This window comes from Nocardioides sp. JS614 (genome assembly GCF_000015265.1).
Lineage (GTDB): Bacteria > Actinomycetota > Actinomycetes > Propionibacteriales > Nocardioidaceae > Nocardioides.
Map to the genome: position 1 here is coordinate 3489482 of NC_008699.1, position 24554 is coordinate 3514035.

Below are 24554 nucleotides of genomic sequence, written 5' to 3' on the forward strand. Positions count from 1 at the left end.
TACCAAGACCGGTTGTCCGGCCGACGGGATGCTACTCGGGTGCTTCGGGGTCCTGCTGGAGCTCGGCCAGACCTGCCCACCGCGGATCGACCGGCTCCTCGTGCACGTGTCCGGGCGCCTCGGCCAGGCGCACCCCACATTCGGGGCACAAGCCGGGACAGTCGTCGGTGCACAAGGGCTGGAACGGCAGTGCGAGCACCACCGCGTCCCGCAGCAGCGGCTCGAGATTGATCAGGTCGCCCTCGAGCATGCTGACCTCGTCGTCCTCCTCGGAGGAGTAGTCCTGGTCGTCGTACACGAACAGCTCCTGGAACCGGACCTCGATCTCGTCGGTGATCGGCTCCAGGCACCGCGCGCACTCACCGGCGAGCTCGGCCGAGGCCGAACCGGTGACCAACACACCCTCCATGACCGCTTCCAGCCGCAGGTCGAGGTCGACCGGCGAGCCTTCCGGGACACGGAGGACTTCGATGCCCAGATCTGCCGGTGCCGGAACCGTCCGCTTCTCCTGACGCTGGGACCCCGGGCGGCGGCCGAGCTCGCGGGTATCGAGCACGAGCGGCGCTCTCGGGTCCAGGCGGTTCAGGGGTCTACTTCCGGGTCCGGGCACGAACAGATCGTCCGAAAGCGTACCGGGGACCGGTCGGGACGGGCAAAACCGGCGGCCGTCAGCCCGCGGCGAGCCGGGCCTGCAGCCGCCCGTGCACCGCCGGCGGCACCAACGCGGAGACGTCCCCGCCCAGCGAGGCCACCTCCTTGACCAGGCTGGAGGAGACGTAGCCCCACGACGCGTGCGTGGTGAGGAACACGGTCTCCACCCCGGTCAGGTGCGCGTTCATCTGGGCCATCGGCAGCTCGTACTCGTAGTCGTTGCCGCCCCGCAGCCCCTTGACGATCGCCTGGGCGTCGATGTCACGGCAGAAGTCGACGATCAGGCCGGTGAAGCCCATCACGGTCACGTTCGGGAGGTCCGCGCACACCTCGCGCAGCATCTCGAGACGCTCCTCGGGGTCGAAGAGCCGCGACTTGGACACGTTCGTTCCGGTCGCCACGACCAGCTCGTCGAAGATCGCGGCCGCCCGCCGGACGATGTCGAGATGACCGTTGGTCACCGGGTCGAACGAACCGGGGCACACCGCGCGGGTCATGGCGGGAGGCTACCGCCTCCCGGCCGCCGTCGGCTGATCCGGCGGCCGGCCCTCCTGGGCGTACCAGAGCGTCGTCTCGCCGTAGCGCTTGTGGCGGGTGCCGGACAGGCCGGCCGGCCAGCTCGGCTCCGGGCTCCGCGAGGACCGCTCGACGACCACCAGCGCCCCGGCGGCCAGCCAGCCGTGCGCGACCAGCAGCGCGAGGTCGCCGCCGAGGGCGGCGTCCTCGAGGGGATAGGGCGGGTCCAGGAACACGACGTCGTACGGCGCCGCCGCGCCCCGGGCCAGCACCGTGGCGACCGACGCGGCCACGACGTCCGCGCCGGCGAACCCGAGCGTGCGGGCGTTGTCCGAGACGAGGGCGGCGGTGCGGCGGTCGGACTCCACCAGGGTGACGGCCTCGGCGCCGCGCGACCACGCCTCCAGGCCGACCGCCCCGGACCCGGCGTACAGGTCGAGGACGCGGAGCCCGTGCAGCGAGCCGCACCACGACTCGATCGCGGAGAACAGCGCCTCGCGCACCCGGTCGCTGGTCGGCCGGGTGGCGGCCCCCCGGGGCGTGTTGATCCGGCGGCCGCCTGCCCGGCCTCCGATGATCCGGGTCACGGGGCGCTCACGACCGCTCGATGAAGTCGGACTGCACGGACTCCTCCATCGCGGCCACCGCGGCCGCCAGGTCGGCCGTGCCCGCGAGATCGGGATCGGCCTCGAGCAGGTCCAGGGCCGCTCCCCTGGCCTCGACGATCGTCTTCTCGTCGCGGAGCACCCGGAGGTCGTGCAGGCTGGAGCGGTAGCCGGACTGGGACCGGCCCAGCACGTCGCCCTCGCGACGCTGCTCGAGGTCGACCCGGCTCAGCTCGAAGCCGTCGGTAGTGGCGGCGACGGCGGCGAGCCGCTCGCGCGCCGGCGTCTCCTGCTCGGCCCAGGACACCAGGAGGCAGATGCCGGGGTGGCCGCCGCGGCCGACCCGGCCGCGCAGCTGATGGAGCTGGGAGACCCCGAACCGGTCCGCGTCGAGCAGCACCATCGCGGTGGCGTTCGCGACGTCGACGCCGACCTCGATCACGGTCGTGGACACCAGCACGTCAACGCCACCCGCGGCGAAGGCACGCATCACGGCGTCCTTGTCCTCCGGCGCCATCTTGCCGTGCAGCCGCTCGACCCGCAGACCTGCCAGCGGGCCGTCGGCGAGCTGGGCGGCCACCTCCTCGACGGCGTTCAGCGTCACCGATGCCCCCGGCGGCGCGAGGATGTTGCCGTCCTCGTCGAGGTCGACGTAGATGGACTGGGCGTCGGTCTCCCCCTGCTCGGACTCGTCGCCGGTGATGCGGGGGCACACGACGTAGGCCTGACGCCCCTTGTCGACCTCCTCGCGCACCCGCTCCCAGACCCGGGGCAGCCAGTGCGGCTGCTCGGCCAGCGGGACGACGTTGGTCTGGATCGGCGCGCGCCCCGCAGGCAGCTCGGTGAGCGTCGAGGTCTCGAGGTCGCCGAAGACCGTCATCGCGACCGTGCGCGGGATCGGCGTCGCGGTCATAACCAGGACGTGCGGCGGGGTGCCGGCCTTGTCGGTGAGCGCGGCGCGCTGCTCGACGCCGAAGCGGTGCTGCTCGTCGACCACGACCAGGCCGAGGTCGGCGAAGGCCACCTTCTCCTCCAGCAGGGCGTGGGTGCCGATCACGATGCCGGCCTCGCCGCTGGCCAGCCGCGACATCGGCGCGGTGCGCTGGGCCTTGGTCATCGATCCGGTGAGCAGCTCGACATTCGTGGCCTCGGCCGCGCCACCGAGCATGCCGCCGCCGGCGAGGTCGCCGAGCATCGCGGTGATCGATCGGTGGTGCTGCTGAGCGAGCACCTCGGTCGGCGCCAGGAGCGCCGCCTGGCCGCCGGAGTCGACGACCCGGAGCATGGCGCGGAGCGCGACCAGGGTCTTGCCGGAGCCGACCTCGCCCTGGAGGAGCCGGTTCATCGGGTGCGGCTGGGCCAGGTCGGCCTCGATCTCGGCACCGATCTCGCGCTGCCCGGCGGTCAGCTCGAACGGCAGCCGCGCGTCGAAGGCGGCGAGCAGACCGCCGTCCTCGCCGGTGCGGGCCCGGGCCCCGAGCTCGCGCACCGCGCGGCGGCGCCGGGCCAGCACGAGCTGGGTGACGAGCGCCTCCTCGAACCGGAACCGCCGTTGTGCGCTGGTGATCTGAGCCCGGTCGTCCGGGTTGTGGATGTGCCGCAGCGCGGTGCGCACGTCGAGCAGCCCGTGGCGTTCCCGCACCTCCGGCGGCACCAGGTCGGGCACGTCGTCGACCATCGTCAGTGCGAACGCGACCGCCCGCTGGAGGTCCCAGGAGTCGACGCCCTTGGTGAGCGGGTAGATCGGGTAGAGCTCCCCGATGGCGTCCAGCGACAGCTGGGCGGCGTCCTCGTCCGGCGTACCGAAGAGCACCACCTGCGGGTGCGTCAGCTGCCAGTTGCCGCGGAAGCTGCTCACCTTGCCGACGAAGATGCCGCGCCGGCCGACCGGCATCCGCTTCTCCTGCTGCCACTCCCCCATGTGCCTGGTCTTGGCGAACATCGAGATGCGGAACGACGGGCCGTCGGTGCGCACGGTCACGTCCACGCGGTACGCCGGCCGATGGGTGCGGCGGTCCTCGTAGGTGTTCAGCTTGCTGGAGGTGATCTGGCCGACGACCGTGAGCAGCTCGCCCTCGTGGAGCTCGTCGATGCGGGTCAGCTCGCCGGTCTTGACGTAGCGCCGCGGGAAGTGGCGCAGCAGGTCCCCGACCGTGCGCAGGCCGAGCCGCTCCTCGATGGCCTTGCGCTTCTTCTTGTGGTCGCCGAGCACGGCGACCACGGGCGTGTCGAGGCTGATCACCGGCGCCTCCTACTCCACCGACATGAGGAGCGGGTAGCGCTCCTGGCCACCGTCGTACACCACGACGTCGACGGCGGGGTGGTGCTCCTCGACGTAGCCCGCGCACCGGGTCGCGAGGGAGCCCTCGGCGTCCTCGGCCCCCGCCACGATCGTGACGAGCTCGCCACCACCGCCGAGCAGGCGGTCGAGCACCTCGACGGCGACGGCGTACAGGTCGCTGCCCACCACGGCGAAGTCGCCGGCGATCACGCCCAGGGCGTCGCCGGTCTCGCAGGGCCCGGCCATCGTCATCGCCTGCTTGGCCGCGATCGTGACCGCCCCCTGACGGGCGTGGCGCGCGGTGGCGGTCATCTCGAGCACGTCCTGCTCGAACGAGCGACCGGGCTCGTGGACGGCGACCGCCGCCAGGCCCGTCACCTGGGCCTGCGTCGGGATCACCGCGACCCGGACCGCACCGTCCGCGTCAGCCTCGGCCGTGCTCGCCGCGATCTGCGCGACCCGCACCGAGTCGTGGTCGTTGGGCAGCACGATGACCTCGGAGGCGCCGCATGCGGTGATCGCCTCGAGCAGCTGACCCGTCGAGGGTCGGCGCCCCGGGCCGCCGGGCACGACGACCGCGCCCGCCTCCTCGAACAGCGCGGCGAGCCCGGGCCCGGCCGCGACGGCCACGACCCGGCGGCCGTCGCGGGCGGCGGTGCGGCCGCGGACCGCGGCGATCTGCTCGGCGAAGTGGGTGACCCGCACCCGGTGCGGCCGGCCGGCGGCGATGCCCGCCTCGATCGCGGCGCCGACGTCGTCGACGTGCACGTGCACGTTCCAGAGGCCCTCGCCACCGACGACGACCAGGGAGTCGCCGAGCCCGCCGAGCGCGGTTCGCAGGCCCGGGATCGCGGCGTCGTCGGCGTCCAGGAGGTACATCACCTCGTAGGAGGGTCCGTCCGGGGTCAGGTCGCCGGTCTTCGCCGCGGTGGGGATCGGGATGTGATGGCTGCCGAACGGCGCGGTGACCGGCACCGGGCGGCGGCCCGTGAGCACCGTCTCGGCCGCGTCGAGGATCACGCTCACGCCCCGCCCGCCGGCGTCGACGACCCCCGCCTCGCGGAGCACGGGCAGCTGCTCCGGGGTGTGCGCCAGGGCCTCGCGGGCGGCTGCCGCGGCGGCCGTGAACACGTCTCGGGCCCGGCAGCCGGGGTCCCGGGCGATCTCGGTCGCGGCCTCGGAGGCGGCCCGGGTGACGGTGAGCATGGTGCCCTCGACCGGGATCCCGACAGCGGCGTAGCTGGCCTCGGTCGCCCGGTGCAGCGCGTCGGCCATCACCAGCGCGTTGCGCTCCCCCGGCTCGGCGCTCCCGATCCGCCGCGCGATCGCGCCGAGCATCTCGCTGAGGATCACCCCGGAGTTGCCGCGGGCGCCGAGCAGCGCGCCCCGGCTGAACGCGGCGAGCGCCGTACCCAGGTCGGAGGCCGGGTCTCCCCCGGTCGCCTCGCGCACGGCGTCGCGGGCCGCCGAGACCGTGAGGTACATGTTGGTGCCGGTGTCGCCGTCGGGGACCGGGTAGACGTTGAGCGCGTCGATCTCCTCGCGGGCGTCGGCCAGCGCGTCGGTGGCGATGTCGACGAATCGCAGCACCACCTCCAACGTGATGGCGCCGCTGCGGGGAGTTTCCATCGCCGTCCTCGATCGTGGAGACTGCTCCGAGGTCCTGCTCGGGCTGGTGAGTCCCACAGGTTAGTGGCAGCCGCTCGATTTCCGGGTGCCCGGGGCCATCGGATACTCTTGTGCGGTTGCCCGCTGAGCGGGCGCCCCCTTGCTAACCGGTTTCACACCCTCGATCGTTTAAGGAGCACACGGTGGCTGCCGTCTGCGACATCTGCGCCAAGAAGCCCGGCTTCGGCAACAACCGTCCGTGGTCGCGCAAGATCACCAAGCGCCGCTTCGACCCGAACATCCAGCGCGTCCGGGCCACCGTCAACGGCACCCCCAAGCGCCTCAACGTGTGCACCGGCTGCCTGAAGGCCGGGAAGGTCACGCGCTAGCGGTCGCGGCGAAGCCGCCATCGCTGGCGAGCAGGCCGCCACCCCTCGGGGTGGCGGCCTTTTCGTTTGCCTCAGAAGTGCGTCCAGCCGGTGGGGCCGTCGTACGCGGCGCCGTCGACGGTGACCCCCTCGCCCGCGGCGGCGGCGCCGATGACCGACCAGCCGTCGGGGACCGACGCGACGTCCGGGAAGGTGGCGAGCAGCGCGTGGTCGTCGCCGCCGCCGAGGATGAACTGGATCGGGTCGGCCCCGATCGCCGCGCCGACCGCGTGCAGCGGCTCGGGGACGTCGAACGCGGCCGCGTGCACGTCGATGGCCACCCCGGAGTCGGCCGCGATGTGGCCCGCGTCGGCGAGCAGCCCGTCGGAGACGTCGATCATCGCCGTGGCACCGGCCTCGGCGGCGGTCCGGCCGGCGTCGTACGGCGGCTCCGGGCGACGGTAGGCCTCCACGAGGACCCGGGGTGAGCGGAAGCCCCGCCCGAGCACCGCGAGACCGCCGGCGGCCCAGCCCTGGCGACCGCAGATCGCGAGGACGTCGCCCGGCCGCGCGCCGGAGCGCAGCACCGGCGACTCGGTGCAGGCGCCGAGCACGGTGACGGCGACCACGATCTCGTCGGCCCGGGTCACGTCACCGCCCACGACGCTGGCGCCCACCAGGTCGCACTCGGCGGCGAACCCACGCGCGAAGTCCAGGGCCCACTGCGCGGGCAGGTCCGCCGGCGCGGCCAGTCCGATCGTCAGCGACGTGGCTCGGCCGCCCATCGCGTTGACGTCGGAGAGGTTCTGCGCGGCCGCGCGGTGCCCGACGTCGGCGGCCGCGGCCCACTCGCGCCGGAAGTGGCGGCCCTCGACCATCAGGTCGGTCGAGACGACCACGTGGCCGGTCCGCACCCGGAGCACCGCGGCGTCGTCGCCGGGGCCCACCAGGACCTGCTCCCCCTGGGGGAACAGGTCCACGAGTGCGCGGATCAGGCCGAACTCGCCGGCATCGGCCAGCGTCGCGTCAGGGGGGAACGACATGGACCCATCCCACCAGATGCGGGCAGGGGTACCGCGCGGTAGGTTGGCGTGGCACAACGCCAGCAGAACCAGATCACCCGTTCCAGATCCCAGGGAGAGCTCGATGGTCGTCCAGGCGTACATCCTGATCCAGACCGATGTCGGCAAGGCCGCCGAGGTGGCCGCCGCCATTGCCCAGGTCAAGGGCGTGACCCTCGCCGAGGACGTCACCGGCCCCTACGACGTGATCGTGCGCGCCGAGGCCCGCAACGTCGACGAGCTCGGCAAGCTCGTCGTCTCCAAGGTGCAGAACCTCGAGGGCATCACCCGCACGTTGACCTGCCCGGTCGTCCACATCTGAGGCGTCCGCCCGGTGCCCACCACCGGACGCCGCCGACGCCCCGGGTCCCCACGGATCCGGGGCGTCGTCGCGTGCACGGCCCTCGCGGCGGCGGCGCCGCTGCTGACGGCCTGCTCGGCCGGCCCGGTCGAGATCGACGCAGGCCGGCTGAAGCCCGCGGACCAGCGCGCCTGCCGTGACCTGGTCGCCGACCTGCCCGCCACGCTCGCCGGCCTGGACGCCCGCGAGCTGTCCGGCGACACCGAGTACGGCGCGGCCTGGGGCGACCCGGCGATCGTGCTCACCTGTGGCGTCGGCACACCTGAGGAGTTCGACGAGTTCTCCGCGTGCACGGAGGTCTCCGGGGTGGGCTGGTTCGTCCCGCCGGAGCAGGAGAAGGAGCAGGACTCCGACGTGCTCCTGACGGCCGTGGGCTACACGCCGCTGGTCTCGCTGCTGGTGCCGGCCGACCAGCGGGGAGCGCCGTCGGCCGACGCACTCGCCTCGTTGGCGCGGCCGGTGCGCGAGCACCTCACCCTGCGCGACGAGTGCCGGTGATCGTGGGTGGGGCGCGGCCGACGCAGGGTCAGCGCAGCCCGGTGTCGCGCCGCAACGCGAGCTGGATCAACCGGTCCACGAGCGCCGGGTAGTCCAGGCCCGAGGCCGCCCACATCCGCGGGAACATCGAGGTCGGCGTGAAGCCCGGCATCGTGTTGATCTCGTTGACCACGAGCCGCTCACCGGGGAGCACGAAGAAGTCGACCCGGGCCAGGCCCTCGCAGCCGACCGCCTCGAAGGCGCGCACGGACAGCTCCCGGACCTGGCGGACCAGCGCCTCGGGCAGGTCGGCCGGCACGTCCAGCTCGGTGTGCTCCTCCGGCAGGTACTTCGCGGCGAAGTCGTAGAACTCGTGCGCACCGGAGATCCGGATCTCGGCGGGCACGCTGGTCTCCGGGGTCCCGTCGACGGCCTGCAGCACGCCGCACTCGACCTCCCGGGCGTCGATCGCCGCCGTCTCGACCAGCACCTTCGGGTCGTGCTCGAAGGCCAGCTCGATCGCGCCGTCGAGCTCGGTCGCGTCGTGGACCTTGGAGATGCCGAGGCTCGAGCCGCCCCGCGCGGGCTTGACGAACAGCGGGTAGCCGATCTCGTCGGCGCGAGCGCGGCAGCCGGCGGCGTCACGCGCCCACTCACGGGTGGTCACGGTCACCGACGGCAGCACCGGCAGGCCGGCGGCGGCCAGCACCACCTTCATGTACGCCTTGTCCATGCTCACCGCGGACGCGAGCACCCCGGCGCCGACGTACCGGACACCGGCCATCTCGAGCAGGCCCTGGATGGTGCCGTCCTCGCCCCACGGACCGTGCAGCAGCGGGAACACCACGTCCACCTCCCCCAGCGCGCGCGGGGGCTGTGCCGGCTCGGTGACGACCAGGCTCGTCGATGCGGTGTCCGGGGCCAGCGCGATCGCCGCGCGTTCGCCGTCGACGTGGGGCAGCCGGTCGGGGCCCTCGATGCGCAGCCGCTCGGGGTCGCCCGACTCCAGCACCCAGCGGCCGTCGGTGGCGATGCCGATCGGGACGACGTCGTACGCCGCCCGGTCGATCGCGGCCAGCACGCTGCCGGCCGTGACGCACGAGATCGCGTGCTCGCTGGACTTGCCGCCGAAGACGACGGCGACCCGGGGTCGGCGGCTGGACTCGTTCATCGGGCCCGACCCTATCCGTCTAGCGTGGTCCCATGAGCAGCGCCTCGCGGGACCTGAAGCCGGCCACGATCGCCGTCACCTCCGGCCGGCCGGAACGCGAGCCGGACCGCCCGCTGAACGAGCCGATCACGATGACCTCGACGTACGTCGCCGGCGGCGCGGTCGAGTACGGCCGCTTCGGCAATCCGACCTGGACGGCGTTCGAGGACACGCTCGGGGCGCTGGAGGGCGGGCGCGCGCTGGCGTTCTCCTCCGGGATGGGCGCCGTGACCACGGTCCTCGACCTGGTGGCCCTCGACGGGCTGGTCGTCGCGCCGGCGCACGCCTACAACGGCACCCTGCTCCAGCTCGGCGACCTCGAGAGTCGGGGTCGGGTGCGCACGAAGCTGGTCGACATCAGCGACACCGAGGCCGTCGTCGCCGCCTGCGAGGACGCGGCGCTGGTGTGGCTGGAGTCGCCCACCAACCCCGCTCTCGAGCTCGCCGACATCCCGACGATCAGCGCGGCGGCCCGCGCGGCCGGGGCGTACGTCGTGGTCGACAACACGTTCGCGACGCCGATCCTCCAGCAGCCGCTCACCCTGGGAGCCGACCTCGTCGTGCACTCGGTGACCAAGTACCTCGCCGGCCACAGCGACGTCTTGATGGGTGCCGTCGTCACCGGCGACGACGAGCTGTACGCCGTCCTCAAGGGCCGGCGCGACCTGCTCGGGGCGACGCCGGGCACGCTGGAGGCCTGGCTGGCGCTGCGCGGCCTGCGCACCCTGCACCTGCGCGTCGAGCGCGCCCAGGCCAACGCCGCCGAGCTGGTCCGGCGTCTCTCCGGGCACCCGGCCGTCGCCGAGGTGCGCTACCCCGGCTTCGGGGGGATCGTGGGGATGGTGCTCGCCGGCGGCGCCCCTGCCGGGGACCTGGTCACCCGCAGCATCCGGCTCTGGGTGCACGCGACCTCGCTCGGCGGCGTCGAGTCGACGTTCGAGCGCCGCCGCCGCTGGAAGGCGGAGCCGCCGTCGATCCCGGACGGGCTGGTGCGGATGTCGGTCGGCGTCGAGGACGTCGACGACCTGTGGGAGGACCTGCGGCAGGCACTCGACATGCTGGGCCGAGGCTGAGGCCCCAGGCATCTCACGCGTCGCGCTCGTTCCTCGCGCGCCGCTGCTCAGTCAGTCTCGGCCTTGGTGTCGCGGGCGATGAAGGAGTCCATCATCTCCTGCGCGGTCATCCGGCCGTCGACCACGGCGGTGACGTGGTGGGCGATGGGCGCGTCCACGCCGGTGCGCTCGGCGAGGGCGAGCAGCGAGGCGCAGGACTTGGCGCCCTCGGCGACCTGCCGGGTGGTGGCGTAGATCTCGGCCGCCGTCATCCCCTGGCCAAGCTTCTCCCCGAACGTGCGGTTGCGGGACAGCGGTGAGGAGCAGGTGGCGACCAGGTCGCCGAGGCCGGCCAGCCCCATCAGGGTCATCGGGTTCGCGCCGAGCGCGGTGGCGAGCCGGGCGGTCTCGGCCAGGCCGCGGGTGATCACCGACGCGGTCGTGTTGTCGCCGAAGCCCAGGCCGACGGCCATGCCGACCGACAGCGCGACGACGTTCTTGTAGGCGCCCCCGACCTCGCAGCCGAGGACGTCGACGCTCGTGTACGGCCGGAACGCCGGCGAGTGGATCCGTGCCTGCAGCTGCCGGGCGACCTCCTCGTGCTCGCAGGCGACCACGGACGCGGCTGGCTCGCGGCGGGCGATCTCCTTGGCGAGGTTGGGCCCGCTGATCACCGCGATCCGCTCCGGTCCGGCGCCGGTCACCTCCGCGATCACCTGGCTCATCCGCTCGAGGGTGCCGAGCTCGACGCCCTTCATCAGCGACACGAGCACCGCGTTCGGCTCGACGTAGGGCGCCCACTCGCTCAGGTTGGCCCGCAGCGACTGCGACGGGGTGGCGAGCACGACCAGGTCGGCGCCGTGCAGCGCCTTCTCGACGTCGTGGGTCGCGGACACCTGCGGCGGCAGCTCCACCCCGGGGAGGTACTCGGGGTTCTCCCGCTGCTCGGTGATCGCCGCGGCAACCTCCTCGCGGCGGGCCCAGAGCGTGACGTCGTTGCCGGCGTCGGCGAGCACGATCGAGAACGCGGTGCCCCACGACCCGGCGCTGAACACCGCGACCTTGCCGGCGCTCATGCGCTCTCCTCGGGGGCCCGCTTCCGGGGGCTGCGGCTCGTGGTCCCCTTCGGCTCCTTGTTGGGGTTGCCGATCTGGCGCACGCCGGCCTTGCGCATGTCGAACCGCTCGGCCGGGGCGGTCTCGCCACGGACCTCCTCGACCAGGCCCGTGATCGCGGCCATGATCCGGTCGGTCGCCTGCTGCACGACGGCGGTGGTCTGCGGCTGGCCGAGCAGGTCGGTCAGGTCGACGGGGGGGCCGACCCGCATCTGGATCCGCTTGCGCGGGAACAGGTCCGGCAACTTCCCGTACGGCGCGAGCAGCTGCTGCGCGCCCCACTGCCCGACCGGGATCACCGGGCACCCGGTGGCCAGCGCGATGCGGGCGGCACCGGACTTGCCGGTCATCGGCCAGCCACCGGGGTCGCGGGTGATCGTGCCCTCGGGATAGACCACGACGCACTCGCCGCGGCGCACGGCGTCGACGGCCGCTTCGTACGCGCCCGCGGCGTTCGTGGTCAACCGCTCGACCGGGATCTGTCCGGCCGCGGTGAAGAAGAAGGCGCCGGCACGGCTCTTGAACAGCCCTGACTTCGCGAGGTAGCGCGGCAGCCGGCCGTGGTCGTACACCAGGTGCGCGGCGGTGAGCGGGTCGACGTGCGAGACGTGGTTGAGCGCGAGGATGAACCCACCGGATTCGGGGATGTTCTCGCCGCCGACCCACTCGCGGGTGGTGGTGGCCAGCAGCAGCGGCTTGATCACGGGGACCGCGAGGTTCCACGCCCATCCGCGCTTCTGCTGGAGCTTGCGTACCGTCACGGACGCAGGTTACTCGGTCGGTGCGCTCCGACCCGTCGCACCGCAGGGTGCCGCGCCGCACCTCCGGGGAGACCTGACAGGATCGGGGCGATGTCCGAGCAGACGCCCGATCAGCTCTACGCCGCGCTGGTGCCGGTGAAGCCCCCGGCCGTCGGTAAGTCGCGCCTCGCCGGCCTCGGCACGCAGGCCCGGCGGGCGCTGGCGGAGGCCTTCGCGCTGGACACCGTCGCCGCGTGCCTCGATGCGGCTCGGGTCGGCCGCGTGCTGGTGGTCACCGACGACGTGCGGGTGTCCGCGGCCGTCGCGGCGCTCGGAGCCGACGCCGTCCCGGACGGTGTCAGCGGTGCGCTCAACGGGACCCTGCGACAGGCGGCAGCCGAGGCATCCCGGCGCTGGCCCGGGCTGCGACCGGTGGCATTGTGCGCCGATCTGCCGGCGCTGCGCGCCACGGACCTCGACGAGACACTGGCCCGGGCCCGGACGCAACACCCGTGGTTCGTGCCCGACGCGGACGGCGTCGGGACCACGATGTACGCCGCGGCCCACGGCGAGTTCGACCCGCGGTTCGGCCCGGGGTCGCGAGCCGCGCACCTCGATGCCGGGGCGCTGGAGCTCGCGGACGTCGCCGCGTCGGTCCGCCGCGACGTCGACGACCTCGACGATCTGCGGGCCGCCGTCGCCCTCGGCGTCGGGCCGCACACCGTGGCCGTGCTGCCCGAGCTGTGACGACGGCCCGGACGTGACGACGGGCCGCCACCCGTGAGGATGGCGGCCCGTCGCTCCGTGGTGCGGTGTCAGGCCTTCTTGGCGGTCTTCTTCGCCGGAGCCTTCTTGGCCGGAGCCTTCTTGGCCGGTGCCTTCTTGGCGGGCGCCTTCTTGGCGACGGCCTTGGTGGCGGTCTTCTTCGCCGGAGCCTTCTTCGCTGCCGGTGCCTTCTTGGCCGGAGCCTTCTTGGCGGGCGCCTTCTTGGCGACGGCCTTGGTGGCCGTCTTCTTCGCCGGAGCCGACTTCGCCGCCGTCTTCTTGGCGGGCGCCGCCTTCTTGGCCGGAGCCGCCTTCTTGGCGGCCGCCGTGGCCTTCTTCGCCGCCGCAGGGGCGGCGGCGAGGGTCAGCTTCGGGAGCTTCTTGGCACCCGAGACGACGTTCTTGAGGTCCGCTCCGGCCGTGAACTTCGGCACCGCCGTCTTCTTGGCCTTGATCCGCGCTCCGGTCTGCGGGTTCCGCACCCAGCGCGCCTCACGGACCCGCTTCTCGAACGACCCGAAGCCCGTGATGGCGACCTTCTCGCCCTTCGCGACCTCTCGGGTGATCGTGTCCAGCACGGACTCGAGAGCGTGGGCCGCGGCCTTGCGGTTCCCCTCGTAACGCGCGGCCAGCGCGTCGATGAACTCTGACTTGTTCACTGTCTTCCCTTCCAATGAACGACAAGTGGTCGAGCCCGTGCTCGACTTTCTTCAACGCACGCTAGGTATTCGCGGCGCCAGTCACAATCACCACCGCGCGTTTTTCGGCGTGTTTTTCGGATTCTCCTGGCGCCGGAATCCGGTCAGCAGAGCGGGATTGCGGTTATGGAAAGGGCGAATCCCCAAGCCTGCTTGGGGATTCGCCCTTCTCGAATGTTCTCGTGGCGCCGTCAGTGCGCGTGGATCGTCGCCGGCCTCCAGCTCGGTCGGGTCGCCTCGTACGACGCGATCGCGTCGGCGTGCCCGAGCGTGATGCCGATGTCGTCGAGCCCTTCGAGCAGCCGCCAGCGGGTGTAGTCGTCGATGTCGAAGGAGGCCTCGATCGCGTCGACCCCCTCGCCCGCCCGGACGGTCCGCGACTCCAGGTCGACGGTCACGGCCGTGCCAGGGTGCTCGTCGAGCAGGTCCCAGATCTTCTGGACGACCGACTCGTCGACCTGCGCGGCCAGCAGCCCCGCCTTGCCGGAGTTGCCGCGGAAGATGTCGGCGAACCGCGGGGAGATCACGACCTTGAAGCCGTAGTTCTGCAGCGCCCACACGGCGTGCTCGCGCGACGAACCGGTGCCGAAGTCCGGCCCGGCCACGAGGACCGAGGCCCCGGCGTACCCCTCGTTGTTGAGCACGAAGCTCGGGTCGTTGCGCCAGGCCGCAAACAGCCCGTCCTCGAAGCCGGTGCGGGTGACCCGCTTGAGGTAGACGGCCGGGATGATCTGGTCGGTGTCGACGTTGCTGCGCCGCAGCGGGATCCCGACGCCGGTGTGGGTGGTGAACTTGTCCATCTCAGTTGCTCCCAACGGGCTCGAGGTCGGCGGGCGAGGACAGGGTGCCGCGGATCGCGGTCGCGGCGGCGACCGGCACCGACACGAGGTGGGTGCGGCCGCCCTTGCCCTGGCGGCCCTCGAAGTTGCGGTTGGACGTCGAGGCGCTGCGCTCACCGGGCTGCAGGGTGTCGGGGTTCATGCCCAGGCACATCGAGCAGCCCGCGCCGCGCCACTCGCCGCCGGCCTCCTTGAAGATCACGTCGAGGCCCTCGTCCTGGGCCTGGAGACGCACGCGCACCGAGCCCGGTACGACGAGCAGCCGGGTGGACTTGTCGACCTGGCGGCCCTTGATGATCTCCGCGGCCGCGCGCAGGTCCTCGATCCGGCCGTTGGTGCACGAGCCGATGAAGACGGTGTCGACCTTGATGTCGCGCATCGGCGTGCCGGCCTCGAGGCCCATGTACTCGCATGCCTTCTCAGCGGCGATCCGGTCCGAGGGGTCGTCGTACTGCGCCGGGTCCGGAACGCTGCCCCCGAGCGGCACGCCCTGGCCGGGATTGGTGCCCCAGGTGACGAACGGCGTCATCGTGCTCGCGTCGAGCACGATCTCCTTGTCGAACGTCGCGTCCGCGTCGGTGACCAGCGTCTTCCAGTGCGCAACGGCGGCGTCCCAGTCGGCGCCCTTCGGCGCCTCCGGCCGGCCCTCGATGTAGTCGAACGTCGTCTGGTCGGGGGCGATCAGGCCGGCCTTGGCCCCCCACTCGATGGACATGTTGCAGACGGTCATCCGGCCCTCCATCGAGAGCTCCTCGATGGCCGGGCCGCGGTACTCGACGATGTAGCCCTGCCCGCCACCGGTGCCCGTGTGGGCGATCAGGGTCAGCACCAGGTCCTTCGCGGTCACGCCGTCGGGCAGGCTGCCCTCGACCGTGACGGCCATCGTCTTCGGCTTGGCCTGCGGCAGCGTCTGCGTGGCGAGGACGTGCTCGACCTCCGAGGTGCCGATCCCGAACGCGATCGCGCCGAATGCTCCGTGCGTGCTGGTGTGGCTGTCGCCGCACACGATCGTCATCCCGGGCTGGGTCAGCCCGAGCTGCGGGCCGACGACGTGCACGATGCCCTGCTCGACGTCGCCGAGGGGGTGCAGCCGGACTCCGAACTCCGCGGCGTTGCGGCGCAGCGTGTCGACCTGGGTCTTCGAGACCGGGTCGGCGATGGGCTTGTCCCAGTCGAGGGTGGGGACGTTGTGGTCCTCGGTGGCCAGCGTGAGGTCCGGGCGACGCACGGTGCGGCCGGCGAGCCGGAGGCCGTCGAAGGCCTGCGGGGAGGTGACCTCGTGGATCAGGTGCAGGTCGATGTAGAGGAGGTCCGGCTCCCCCGGTGTCGACCGGACGACATGCTCGTCCCAGACCTTCTCGGCCAAGGTCCTGCCCATGGCGCTCTCCCTCGTGAGCTCACGGTGCCCGCCCGGATCGGCGACACCTCGTTCGACAACATCACAGATCCTAGCGCTTGCATCCCATGATCTGAGACGCCAGTATTGCTATATGGACAATTCCAGCGGAGTGGGCGTCCTCGACAAGGCCGCCCTCGTGCTCACCGCCCTCGAGTCCGGCCCGGCCACGCTGGCGGGCCTGGTCGCCGCCACCGGACTGGCCCGGCCGACCGCACACCGGCTGGCCGTGGCGCTCGAGCACCACCGCCTGGTCGCCCGCGACATGCAGGGCCGGTTCGTGCTCGGCCCCCGCCTCGCCGAGCTGTCCGCCGCTGCCGGCGAGGATCGTCTGCTCGCCACCGCCGGACCGGTCCTCGCGCGGCTGCGCGACATCACCGGCGAGTCCGCCCAGCTGTGGCGCCGCCAGGGCGAGCATCGCGTGTGCGTGGCCGCCGCCGAGCGCCCCAGCGGCCTGCGGGACACGATCCCGGTCGGCTCGCAGCTGACCATGCGGGCCGGGTCGGCCGCCCAGATCCTGCTGGCCTGGGAGGACCCCGAGCGGATGCACCGGGGCCTGCAGAACGCCGCCTTCTCCGCCGCCGCACTCTCCGGGATCCGGCGTCGCGGCTGGGCCCAGTCGGTCGGCGAGCGCGAGCAGGGCGTGGCGTCCGTCTCCGCGCCCGTCCGCTCCCCCGGCGGCAAGGTGATCGCCGCCGTCTCCGTCTCCGGCCCGCTCGAGCGGCTCTCCCGCCAGCCCGGCCGGATGCACGCGCCCGCGGTCCTCGCCGCCGCCGAGCGGCTCAGCGAGTCCCTACGGCGAGCCGCCGCGGAGTAGCGGATCGGGCTCGGTCGTCCGGGCCATCGCTGTCCCGACTGCTCCGTCGCGCTCGACCTGCGCTCAGAACAGCGCATCCTGCTCGAGCTCGAGGAGCAGCTGCTTGCGCGGCAGGCCGCCGGCGTAGCCGGTCAGGGTGCCGTTGGCGCCGATGATCCGGTGGCACGGGATCACGATCGGGATCGGGTTGCGGCCGTTCGCCAGGCCGACGGCGCGCGAGGCCGCGTTGGTCATGCCGAGGCGGTGGGCGATCTCGCCGTACGACGCGGTCTCGCCCCACCCGACGCCGAGCAGCTCGTGCCAGACCCGCTGCTGGAACGCGCTGCCGGCAGGGGCGAGCGGCAGGTCGAACTCCTTGAGGTCGCGGTCGAAGTACGCACGCAGCTGCCGGGCGGCCTCGACGAGGAGCGGGTGGTCGTCGCCGCGGTCGCCGCGCGGCCGCCCGTCGTTGTCGCGGAACGGCGAGAACTCGATCGCGGTGATCGCGCCGTTGTGCTCGACGAGCCGCAGCTCACCGACGGGTGAGTCCATCACGGTCCACATCTCAGTTCTCCTTGCTGAGGGTCTGCCAGAGGTACACCTGCGCGTAGGAGCGCCAGGGCGACCAACGCCGAGCGAGGTCCGCCGCCGTCGACGGGTCCCGCCCGAGGCCGGTGAGCGCGTTGCGGATGCCGACGTCGGTCGGCAGGAAGACGTCCGGATCGCCGAGCGCCCGGAGCGCGATGTAGTCGGCCGTCCACGGCCCGATCCCGGGGATGGCCAGCAGCGCCCGGCGTACGTCCCCGCGGTCGGGACCGCGGTCCAGCGCGATGTCCCCGGAGGCGACGGCGTGGCACAGTGCGATCAGCGCCCGGCCGCGGGAGCGCGGCATCGGCAGCTCCTCGGGCGCCAGCCCGGCCAACACGTCGGGGTCCGGGAACAGGTGGGTGAGCGTGCCGTCGGGTCGCGTCACCGGGCGTCCGTGCTGCGCGACGAGCCGCGCCGCGAGGGTGCGGGCCCGGGCCACGCTGACCTGCTGGCCGAGCACAGCGCGGACCGCGATCTCGTGGCCGTCGACGTGGCCGGGCACCCGCAGGCCCGGCCGGGCCCGCACGAGCGGCCCGATGACGGGATCGCCCGTGAAGGCGTCGGCGACGGCCACCGGGTCGCAGTCGGCGTCCAGCAGCCGGCGCACCCGCTCGGTGGCGGCGGCGGTGTCGCGGAGGTCGTCGAGCACGAACGTGGCGGTCGCGAACGCCGTCAGCCCGGACTGGACGACGTCGGGCACCTGCAGCCGGACGGTGCCGGTGCCATGCGGCAGGGCGAGCGTCCGCGCGTACCAGTCCGCGCCCGCCGCTTCGACGCCCGGCACGGCGCGGGTGGCGAGGAAGCCGAGCAGCGCCGACCCGTGGTACGGCGTCCGCACGGCCAACCGCATCGTGACGGTGCCGGTGGCGGCGCGGCCGCCGCGCCGCCCGCGCAGGTCGGTCGGGGACGCGTCGTACACCTCGCGGATCGTGTCGTTGAACTGCCGGACGCTGGAGAAGCCGGAGGCGAACGCGGCATCTGCGTAGGTCAGCTCGGTCGTCTCGATGAGCACGCGTGCGGTCTGCGCCCGCTTGGCCCGCGCCAACGCCAGTGGGCCGGCGCCGAGCTCGGCGGTGAGGATCCGGGTGAGGTGGCGGGGGGTGTAGCCGACCCGGCGGGCCAGCCCGTCGACGCCCTCCCGGTCCACGACACCGTCGGCGATCAGCCGCATCGCCCGGCCGGCGGCGGTGGCCGCGACGTCCCAGTCCGGGCTGCCGGGCGTGGCGTCCGGCAGGCAGCGCTTGCAGGCGCGGAAGCCCGCGGCCTGCGCGGAGGCCGCGCTCGGGTGGAACGTGACGTTCTGGTACGCCGGGGTCCGGGCCGGGCACGAGGGCCGGCAGTAGATCCCCGTGGTGCGGACCGCGGTGTAGAAGACGCCGTCGAACCGGCGGTCGCGCGACTTGACGGCGCGATAGCAGGACTCGCGGTCCAGCCGATCGTCGCGCGTCTCGGTGCCGGTCATGGGACCATCCTGACCGACGCCACCGACCACATCTGGCGGGAATCGGACACGACCGTCAGCCTAGTGGCGCGTCTCGGAAGTTGTTGAACGGTTGGCGTTCTCAGGGTGGGTGCATCGCAAGGCGCCGGCGCGCCGCCATACCCGCTCGTCTCGCAAGCGTCGGCAACGCAGCGAGGTGCGTGCCATGTGGGCGCGAAGCGCCCAAGAACTTCTGGGACGCGGCACTGGGACAAGGCGGTCCGCCGACGCGCACGTACGCTGGACGTCCGTGGATCTCGGGAATCCTCTGGAAGGATCCCCGACGTGCCCGACGCGCCGCCCCCTCATCACCATCGCCGCACCATCCTGCGGGTCATCCTGGTCGCCGAGCTGGTGATGGCGGTGGTGACCGGGGCGACGGTCGTGTTCGCCTATCGCCACCTCAACGGCAACATCGAGACGCTGCCGACGATCCAGCACCTCGTCGAGCCGCCCGCGGACGTGGCCGACGAGCCGCGCCAGCCGATCAACGTGCTCGTGATGGGCTCGGACACCCGCGCCTGCGACGGGTGCGGCATCGACCAGGAGGCCGGCGAGGGCGGCTCGGACACGACGATCCTGCTGCACGTCTCGGCCGACCGAGAGCAGACCTACGGGCTGAGCCTGGCGCGCGACACGATGGTCAGCCGGCCTGCGTGCGAGGTGGACGGCGAGACCGTTCCCGCGGAGGACCCGGTCATCTTCAACGAGGCGTTCGCGGTCGGTGGTCCGCTGTGCACCGTGCTCCAGGTCGAGCACGTGACGGGCATCCACATCGATCACACCGTCGTCGTGAACTTCGCGGGGTTCGAGGACATGGTCGACGCCGTGCACGGCGTGGAGGTCTGCGTCCCCAAGCCGGTCGACGCCTACGGCATCCATCTCGAGGCCGGACGCCAGCTCGTGACCGGCCGCGACGCGCTCGGCTACGTGCGCGAGCGGCACGTGCTCTCCCCCAACTCCGACCTCGGCCGGATGAAGCGCCAGCAGGCGTTCATCGCGTCGATGGTCAAGCGGGTGATGTCCGCCGACACGCTCACGATGCCGAACCGGCTCTACAACTTCCTCGACGCCGCGACCAAGTCGATCCAGGTCGACAAGGACCTCGCGAGCCTCGGCAAGCTGGTCGACCTGGCCCAGCAGTTCAAGGGCGCGGACCTGAAGAAGATCAAGTTCGTGACCGTGCCGGTCGAGGAGTACCCCGCCGACCCCAACCGGCTCCAGTTCGCCCCGGACGCGAAGCAGCTGTGGGAGCTGATCCAGCACGACCAGCCGCTCGGCAAGTTCGCCAAGGGCGCGATCTCGGCCGACGACAAGGTCGGCGACCTCGGCGGCGACCCGAACGACCCGGACGCGAAGGAACGGCTCGCCAACGGGCTGTGCGCCTGACGGTTGGGCGGCCCGGGGCGGTCCCAGCCGCGCCCTGCGCTCACCCTCGGGCCGGGACCGGCGTGCGGGTTCGAGCACGCCACACGCGCGCGACGGCCAGTGCGGCGATGATGTCCCAGATCCCCCACCAGGCGGCGACCAGCGCCATCCCGCCGAGGCCGTCGAAGAAGCTGAACACCAGCAGCAGGCCCAGCCCGGCGTTGCGCACGCCGACCTCGAACGTCATCGCCTTCGTCGCGTCGCCGGGCAGCCGGAACACCCGGGCGATCGCGTAGCCGAGGCCGAGCGCGAGCGCGTCGTGGAGGAGGACCGCGATCGCGACCACGCCGATCCAGGTGAGGAAGAGGTCGAAGTTCTTCGCGAGCGCCAGCAGGATCAGCAGCCCCAGGGCCGCGAACGCGAGCGGGCCCACGACCTTCCCGGAGCGGGAGGCGACCCGGGGCCACAGGTGGGCCGCCGTGATGCCGAGCACGAACGGGAGGCCGATCACCACGAGGACCTCGATCAGCATGTCGACCACGTCGAGGTCGATCGAGCGCATCATCGGGCCGCCGGTCGGGTGCAGGTTGCCCCAGAGCGCGAAGTTGAGCGGCATCAGCACGATCGCGAGCAGGTTGCTGACCGCCGTCATCGACACCGACAGCGCGACGTCGCCGCGGGCCTGGTGGGTCACGATGTTGGAGACGTTGCCCGGCGGGCAGCACGCGACCAGGATCATGCCGAGTGCGACCGACCCGCCCACCCCGAGCAGCAGGGTGAGCACGAACGTGATGGCCGGCAGGATCAGGAACTGCGCGCCCACGCCAACGGCGATCGCCTTCGGCCGCCGCGCCGCCCGCCTGAAGTCGTCGAGGGTCGTGTCGAGCGCGATGCCGAACAGGATGCAGGCGATGATGACGCGCAGCAGCATCCGGGAGCTCTCGTCGAACGCGATCTTGATGTCGTCGACGTTGTCGGCCATCGCGACCAGGGACAGCAACGGGTCATTCACGGGTTCTCTCCTGTCCCGGCGCGCAGCCGACGGGTCATCAGGCGGGTGTAGGTCCGAGGGGCGTGCCTGCTCACCGCCCAGGCCAGGCGGGCCGTGCGACCCACGAGGACGACGTCGCGCCGTCCCTCGGCCGCATCGACGATGGCGTCGGCCACCTGCTCCGGCGTGAGCTCGGCGCCGGCGGTCGTGCGACGGTCGTACCCGGCCTGGTCGGCCACCCCCATGCCGCCGGTGACGAACGTCGGGTGCACGACCACGACGCGCACCCCTTGGGCAGCCAGCTCGGGACGCAGCGCGGTGAACAGGCCGGTGACCGCGTTCTTGGCGGCGACGTACGCCGGGCGGCCGAGCACGGGCGCGAAGCCCGCCACCGACCCCACCAGCACCACGGTGCCCCGGGCCCGCCGCAACGCCGGCAACGCGGCCAGCAGCGGCCCCACGGCCGAGAAGTGGGTGCCGTCCATGACCCGCCGGTGGGTGGCGAGATCGTGGTCGTCGACGGTCCCGATCGCGGACAGGCCGGCGCAGAGCACGAGCAGGTCCAGCCGCGGCAGGTCGCCCAGCGCCGCGCGGACCGCGTCCTCGTCGGCGAGGTCGCAGACCCGGGTGTGCGGACCGGGTGCCAGGTCGAGCCCCTGCACGGCGTACCCGCGCTCGATCAGCCGGTCGACGACGTGCCGGCCGATCCGGCCGCTCGCGCCGGTCACCATCGCCACCCCCGCCGATCCGGTCGCCACGTCAGCCCCGTCCCGACCGGCCCTGGCGGAAGACCTCGTAGGTCTCGCGGGTCGTCAGGGTCGGGAGCCCCGGGAAGTCGCGGCGCAGCCGGCTGTTGTCGAGCACCGGGCGGTGCAGCAGGAACTCCACCTGCTCGGGGCCGTAGCGGCCGACCCCGAGCCGCTTCATCGCGGCCAGCGCGGTCCGCACGACCACGGCCGGCACCGCCACGACGCGGGTGCCCTCCACCGCGGCGATGTCGCGCAGCGTCATCACGCCGTCGCCCGCGAGGTTGTAGGTCCCGGTGCGCCGGGCCAGCACGCCGGCCACGACGATGTCGGCCACGTCCTCGTCCCAGATGAACGTGAACGGACCGTCGGTCTCGGCGAGCGTCATCACGATCCGCCCCGTGAAGAGCGCGGTGATCTGGTTGTCGGTGTGCGCGCCGAGGATGGTCCCCGGACGCAGCACCAGCTGCCCGAGCTCGGGATGCAGCCGACGGGCCCCCGCGAGCAGCGCCTCGACGGCGGCCTTGTGCCGGGAGTACGCGAACTCGTCGCTGCCGGGGACCGGGTGGTCCTCGGTGAGCAGGCGGCCGTCGTTGCGGGCGAGATAGCCGTACGCCGCGCCCGAGCTGGTCACGGTCAGGTGCCCGACGCCCGCAGCCAGGCAGCCGTCGACCACGCGCTGGGTGCCGCCGACCTCGATGTCCTCGAGCTCCGCCTCGGACATCCCCTTGGGGGGCTCCACGATCGCCGCGAGGTGCACCACCGCGTCGACCTCGTGCTCACCCATCAGAAGCGCCAGGTCGAGCCCACGCAGGTCTGCGGTCACGTAGGTGACCCCGGGGACGGGGTCGCGCGCGTCACGAACGTCGACCGACACGGTCCCGATCCCCCGGTCGGCCAGCCGGCGCACGACGAGGGAGCCGAGGTAGCCGGTGCCACCGGTCACGAGGACGGTCATCGCGGGTCAGCCCTTCGGCTCCTGGTGCATCTTCTTGAACGCTTGCAGGCCCGGCGCCCAGAGGTGCTCGACCTGGTCGACGTGCACCTGCACCACGGCGGCGCGGCCGCAGTCGCGGGCCCGCTCCAGCGCGGCCGGCAGGTCGGCCGAGTCGGTCACCAGCTCGCCGTGGGCTCCCATCGCCTCGCCCATCAGGTCGTAGCGGCAGGGCGCGAAGTCGGCGTACACGATCTGGTCCGCCGGCAGCGTGGTGTTGGTCAGCATCTTGTGCGCCACCGTCGCGATCGGGCGGGCCTGGATCTGCTGGCTCATCTTGACCATGCCCCACGCGCCGTCGACCAGGACCACGTAGACGATGGGCAGCCCGAGGCGCACCGCGCTCTCGACCTCGGTCGGGTGCATGCCGAACGCACCGTCGCCGATGAGCACGCAGACCCGCTGGTCGGGCGCCGCGACCGCGGCGCCGAGGGCCTGGCCCATGCCGGCGCCGAGCATGCCGAACTTGTACGTCGACAGGATGGTCCGCGGCACGTCGGCCGAGTGGTGGAAGTTCGACCACACGACCGTGTTGCCGCCGTCGAAGACCCACACGGTGTCGTCGGGCATCACCTGCTGCGCGACCGACGGCACGTGACCGGGGTGGACCGGGCTCCCGGGCTTGACCGCCTTGGCGAGCTTCGCCCGCTCGTCGGCGACCTTGCCGCGCCACACCTCGAGCCGGTCCCGGCGCGCGGCCAGCCCCGGGACCGTCCGCCGCTCCACCGCGTCGGCCAGGGCCCGGAGCGCCTCGCGGGCGTCGGCCAGGATCGCCAGGCTGACCGGCTTGTTGACACCCAGCCGCTCGTCGTCGACGTCGACCTGGATCGTCCTCTGCAGCGCCGGCGGCGCCCAGTTCGGCGCCTTGCCCCACCAGTCGGTCTCCCCCAGCCGGCTGCCGACGACCAGTGCCACGTCGGCGGCGTTGCGGACCTCGTCGTTGACGCCCAGTGCCGTCATCGGGATGGCCTCGGGCCGGGCCTCCGACAGTGCGCCGCGGGCCGCCCAGCTGGTGGTCACCGGTGCGGCGAGCAGGCCGGCCAGCCGCGCGAGCTCGGCTTCCGCGCCGGCGTGGTAGACCCCGGAGCCGGCGTGGATCATCGGCCACTCGGCCTCGACGAGCAGCTGCGCGGCCTTCTCGACGAGGACCGGGTCGGGCTGCAGCGGCGTCGTACGCCGGTAGGACTCCGGCGCCCGCACCGCCCCGGCGTCGAGGCCGGTCGGCTGGTTGACGATGTTCTCGGGGACGTCGACGTGCACCACGCCCGGCCGGCCGCTGAAGCTCACCCGCAGCGCCCGCCGCAGGATCTCGGGCAGTCGGTCGGCGCTCGGCACGTGGCAGGACCACTTGGCCATCGGCGCCGTCACGGCGGTCTGGTCGAAGTTCTGGTAGGTGCCGCCGCGGTCGGGGTGGGTGATGCCGACCCGCCGGCCGCTGGTGATCAGCAGGATCCGGTTGCCCTCGCCCTGCTCGACGGCGACGCCGGGCAGCACGTTCGCGACGCCGGGGCCGTTGGAGGCCATGCAGACCCCGAGCCGTCCGCTGACCCGGGCGTAGGCGCCCGCCATGTGCGCCGCGGCCGCCTCGTGGCGCGGGGAGTGCAGCGTGATGCCCTCGTCGCCCAGCGCCCGGTAGAGCCCGAAGTACGTGCCGTCGATGATCCCGAACACCTGGTCGACCGCCTCGGCCGCCAGCATCTTGGCGATCAGCTGACCACCGGTCAGGCCCTTGGCCATGACTCCTCCTCTTGTGGCTGTGCCCACAAGATAGGGGTCGCTCACGGCTGCCGTACTGTTCCTCCGCCTCAGAAGTCCCCTTCCGTTGTGACGCGCCACAATCCAGACTGT

The 24554-nt window shown here is 72.8% G+C and carries 25 protein-coding genes; 7 read left to right on the plus strand and 18 right to left on the minus strand.

Annotated features, from left to right (window positions below):
- Positions 1-31: 31 nt before the first annotated feature.
- From NOCA_RS18095 to NOCA_RS18115, 5 genes are read right to left on the minus strand one after another with little or no spacing between them, the layout of a single operon-like run.
- Complete coding sequence (locus NOCA_RS18095; protein WP_011756718.1) at positions 32-610, minus strand: YceD family protein; 579 nt, start codon at positions 608-610, stop codon at positions 32-34.
- A 58-nt stretch (positions 611-668) separates the two neighbouring features.
- Entirely contained in the window at positions 669-1148 is a 480-nt protein-coding gene (coaD, locus tag NOCA_RS18100) for a pantetheine-phosphate adenylyltransferase (RefSeq protein WP_011756719.1), read from the minus strand.
- Between the two features lie 9 nt (positions 1149-1157).
- Positions 1158-1754, minus strand: a complete 597-nt coding sequence (gene rsmD, locus NOCA_RS18105; RefSeq protein WP_011756720.1) for a 16S rRNA (guanine(966)-N(2))-methyltransferase RsmD — start codon at positions 1752-1754, stop codon at positions 1158-1160.
- 7 nt (positions 1755-1761) lie between these two features.
- A complete protein-coding gene (locus NOCA_RS18110; protein ID WP_011756721.1) occupies positions 1762-4014 on the minus strand; it encodes an ATP-dependent DNA helicase RecG in 2253 nt (750 codons plus the stop codon).
- 9 nt (positions 4015-4023) lie between these two features.
- Positions 4024-5682, minus strand: coding sequence for a DAK2 domain-containing protein (locus NOCA_RS18115; protein ID WP_011756722.1), 1659 nt, complete (start codon positions 5680-5682; stop codon positions 4024-4026).
- A gap of 182 nt (positions 5683-5864) precedes the next feature.
- Here NOCA_RS18115 and rpmB point away from each other — a divergent pair, with 182 nt between their 5' ends.
- Positions 5865-6050 (plus strand): 50S ribosomal protein L28, encoded by a 186-nt coding sequence (gene rpmB / locus NOCA_RS18120; RefSeq protein ID WP_011756723.1) that lies wholly within the window; start codon positions 5865-5867, stop codon positions 6048-6050.
- A 71-nt stretch (positions 6051-6121) separates the two neighbouring features.
- Here the strand turns inward: rpmB and NOCA_RS18125 are convergent, their stop codons facing one another.
- Positions 6122-7072, minus strand: coding sequence for a thiamine-phosphate kinase (locus tag NOCA_RS18125; RefSeq protein WP_011756724.1), 951 nt, complete (start codon positions 7070-7072; stop codon positions 6122-6124).
- 103 nt (positions 7073-7175) lie between these two features.
- Here NOCA_RS18125 and NOCA_RS18130 point away from each other — a divergent pair, with 103 nt between their 5' ends.
- Together NOCA_RS18130 and NOCA_RS18135 are read left to right on the plus strand one after the other, a co-directional pair.
- Positions 7176-7412, plus strand: coding sequence for an Lrp/AsnC ligand binding domain-containing protein (locus NOCA_RS18130; RefSeq protein ID WP_011756725.1), 237 nt, complete (start codon positions 7176-7178; stop codon positions 7410-7412).
- Between the two features lie 12 nt (positions 7413-7424).
- Positions 7425-7949, plus strand: coding sequence for a DUF3515 domain-containing protein (locus NOCA_RS18135; protein ID WP_011756726.1), 525 nt, complete (start codon positions 7425-7427; stop codon positions 7947-7949).
- Between the two features lie 28 nt (positions 7950-7977).
- Here NOCA_RS18135 and NOCA_RS18140 read toward each other — a convergent pair whose 3' ends face one another.
- The gene (locus NOCA_RS18140; RefSeq protein ID WP_011756727.1) at positions 7978-9099 is read right to left on the minus strand and encodes a D-alanine--D-alanine ligase family protein; all 1122 of its coding nucleotides are present in this window, start codon (positions 9097-9099) and stop codon (positions 7978-7980) included.
- A gap of 32 nt (positions 9100-9131) precedes the next feature.
- Between NOCA_RS18140 and NOCA_RS18145 the strand changes: the two genes are divergently transcribed.
- Complete coding sequence (locus NOCA_RS18145) at positions 9132-10211, plus strand: trans-sulfuration enzyme family protein (protein WP_011756728.1); 1080 nt, start codon at positions 9132-9134, stop codon at positions 10209-10211.
- Positions 10212-10258: 47 nt separating this feature from the next.
- On the opposite strand, the gene NOCA_RS18150 is transcribed toward NOCA_RS18145, so the two are convergent.
- Both NOCA_RS18150 and NOCA_RS18155 read right to left on the minus strand, forming a co-directional pair.
- Positions 10259-11266 (minus strand): NAD(P)H-dependent glycerol-3-phosphate dehydrogenase, encoded by a 1008-nt coding sequence (locus NOCA_RS18150; RefSeq protein WP_011756729.1) that lies wholly within the window; start codon positions 11264-11266, stop codon positions 10259-10261.
- Positions 11263-12066 carry a lysophospholipid acyltransferase family protein gene (locus NOCA_RS18155; protein ID WP_011756730.1) on the minus strand — a complete coding sequence of 268 codons (804 nt, stop codon included), beginning with the start codon at positions 12064-12066 and terminating at the stop codon, positions 11263-11265. The genes NOCA_RS18150 and NOCA_RS18155 overlap by 4 nt, the downstream gene beginning before the upstream one ends.
- A 90-nt stretch (positions 12067-12156) precedes the next feature.
- Here NOCA_RS18155 and cofC point away from each other — a divergent pair, with 90 nt between their 5' ends.
- Positions 12157-12792 carry a 2-phospho-L-lactate guanylyltransferase gene (gene cofC / locus NOCA_RS18160; protein ID WP_011756731.1) on the plus strand — a complete coding sequence of 212 codons (636 nt, stop codon included), beginning with the start codon at positions 12157-12159 and terminating at the stop codon, positions 12790-12792.
- 68 nt (positions 12793-12860) lie between these two features.
- On the opposite strand, the gene NOCA_RS18165 is transcribed toward cofC, so the two are convergent.
- The 3 genes from NOCA_RS18165 to leuC all read right to left on the minus strand — a co-directional run bounded on the left by NOCA_RS18165 (position 12861) and on the right by leuC (position 15725).
- Positions 12861-13469: an HU family DNA-binding protein gene (locus NOCA_RS18165; protein WP_011756732.1), complete on the minus strand. Its 609-nt coding sequence runs from the start codon at positions 13467-13469 to the stop codon at positions 12861-12863.
- A gap of 230 nt (positions 13470-13699) precedes the next feature.
- Entirely contained in the window at positions 13700-14308 is a 609-nt protein-coding gene (gene leuD, locus NOCA_RS18170) for a 3-isopropylmalate dehydratase small subunit (protein WP_011756733.1), read from the minus strand.
- A gap of 1 nt (position 14309) precedes the next feature.
- Positions 14310-15725: a 3-isopropylmalate dehydratase large subunit gene (gene leuC / locus NOCA_RS18175; protein ID WP_011756734.1), complete on the minus strand. Its 1416-nt coding sequence runs from the start codon at positions 15723-15725 to the stop codon at positions 14310-14312.
- A 112-nt stretch (positions 15726-15837) separates the two neighbouring features.
- Between leuC and NOCA_RS18180 the strand changes: the two genes are divergently transcribed.
- Complete coding sequence (locus NOCA_RS18180; RefSeq protein WP_011756735.1) at positions 15838-16560, plus strand: IclR family transcriptional regulator; 723 nt, start codon at positions 15838-15840, stop codon at positions 16558-16560.
- 63 nt (positions 16561-16623) lie between these two features.
- On the opposite strand, the gene NOCA_RS18185 is transcribed toward NOCA_RS18180, so the two are convergent.
- Positions 16624-17103 carry a methylated-DNA--[protein]-cysteine S-methyltransferase gene (locus NOCA_RS18185; protein ID WP_011756736.1) on the minus strand — a complete coding sequence of 160 codons (480 nt, stop codon included), beginning with the start codon at positions 17101-17103 and terminating at the stop codon, positions 16624-16626.
- A 1-nt stretch (position 17104) separates the two neighbouring features.
- A complete protein-coding gene (locus tag NOCA_RS18190) occupies positions 17105-18589 on the minus strand; it encodes an AlkA N-terminal domain-containing protein (RefSeq protein WP_011756737.1) in 1485 nt (494 codons plus the stop codon).
- A 303-nt stretch (positions 18590-18892) separates the two neighbouring features.
- On the opposite strand from NOCA_RS18190, the gene NOCA_RS18195 reads away from it, so the two are divergent.
- The gene (locus NOCA_RS18195; RefSeq protein ID WP_049774400.1) at positions 18893-19996 is read left to right on the plus strand and encodes an LCP family protein; all 1104 of its coding nucleotides are present in this window, start codon (positions 18893-18895) and stop codon (positions 19994-19996) included.
- 40 nt (positions 19997-20036) lie between these two features.
- On the opposite strand, the gene NOCA_RS18200 is transcribed toward NOCA_RS18195, so the two are convergent.
- Genes NOCA_RS18200 through NOCA_RS18215 form a run of 4 tightly spaced genes read right to left on the minus strand, consistent with a single transcriptional unit; the run spans position 20037 to position 24443 of the window.
- Positions 20037-20987, minus strand: a complete 951-nt coding sequence (locus NOCA_RS18200) for a bile acid:sodium symporter family protein (protein WP_011756739.1) — start codon at positions 20985-20987, stop codon at positions 20037-20039.
- A complete protein-coding gene (locus NOCA_RS18205; RefSeq protein WP_011756740.1) occupies positions 20984-21724 on the minus strand; it encodes an SDR family NAD(P)-dependent oxidoreductase in 741 nt (246 codons plus the stop codon). The genes NOCA_RS18200 and NOCA_RS18205 overlap by 4 nt, the downstream gene beginning before the upstream one ends.
- A 1-nt stretch (position 21725) precedes the next feature.
- Positions 21726-22670, minus strand: a complete 945-nt coding sequence (locus NOCA_RS18210) for an SDR family oxidoreductase (protein WP_011756741.1) — start codon at positions 22668-22670, stop codon at positions 21726-21728.
- A 6-nt stretch (positions 22671-22676) separates the two neighbouring features.
- Entirely contained in the window at positions 22677-24443 is a 1767-nt protein-coding gene (locus tag NOCA_RS18215) for a thiamine pyrophosphate-binding protein (RefSeq protein ID WP_011756742.1), read from the minus strand.
- Positions 24444-24554: the final 111 nt, after the last annotated feature.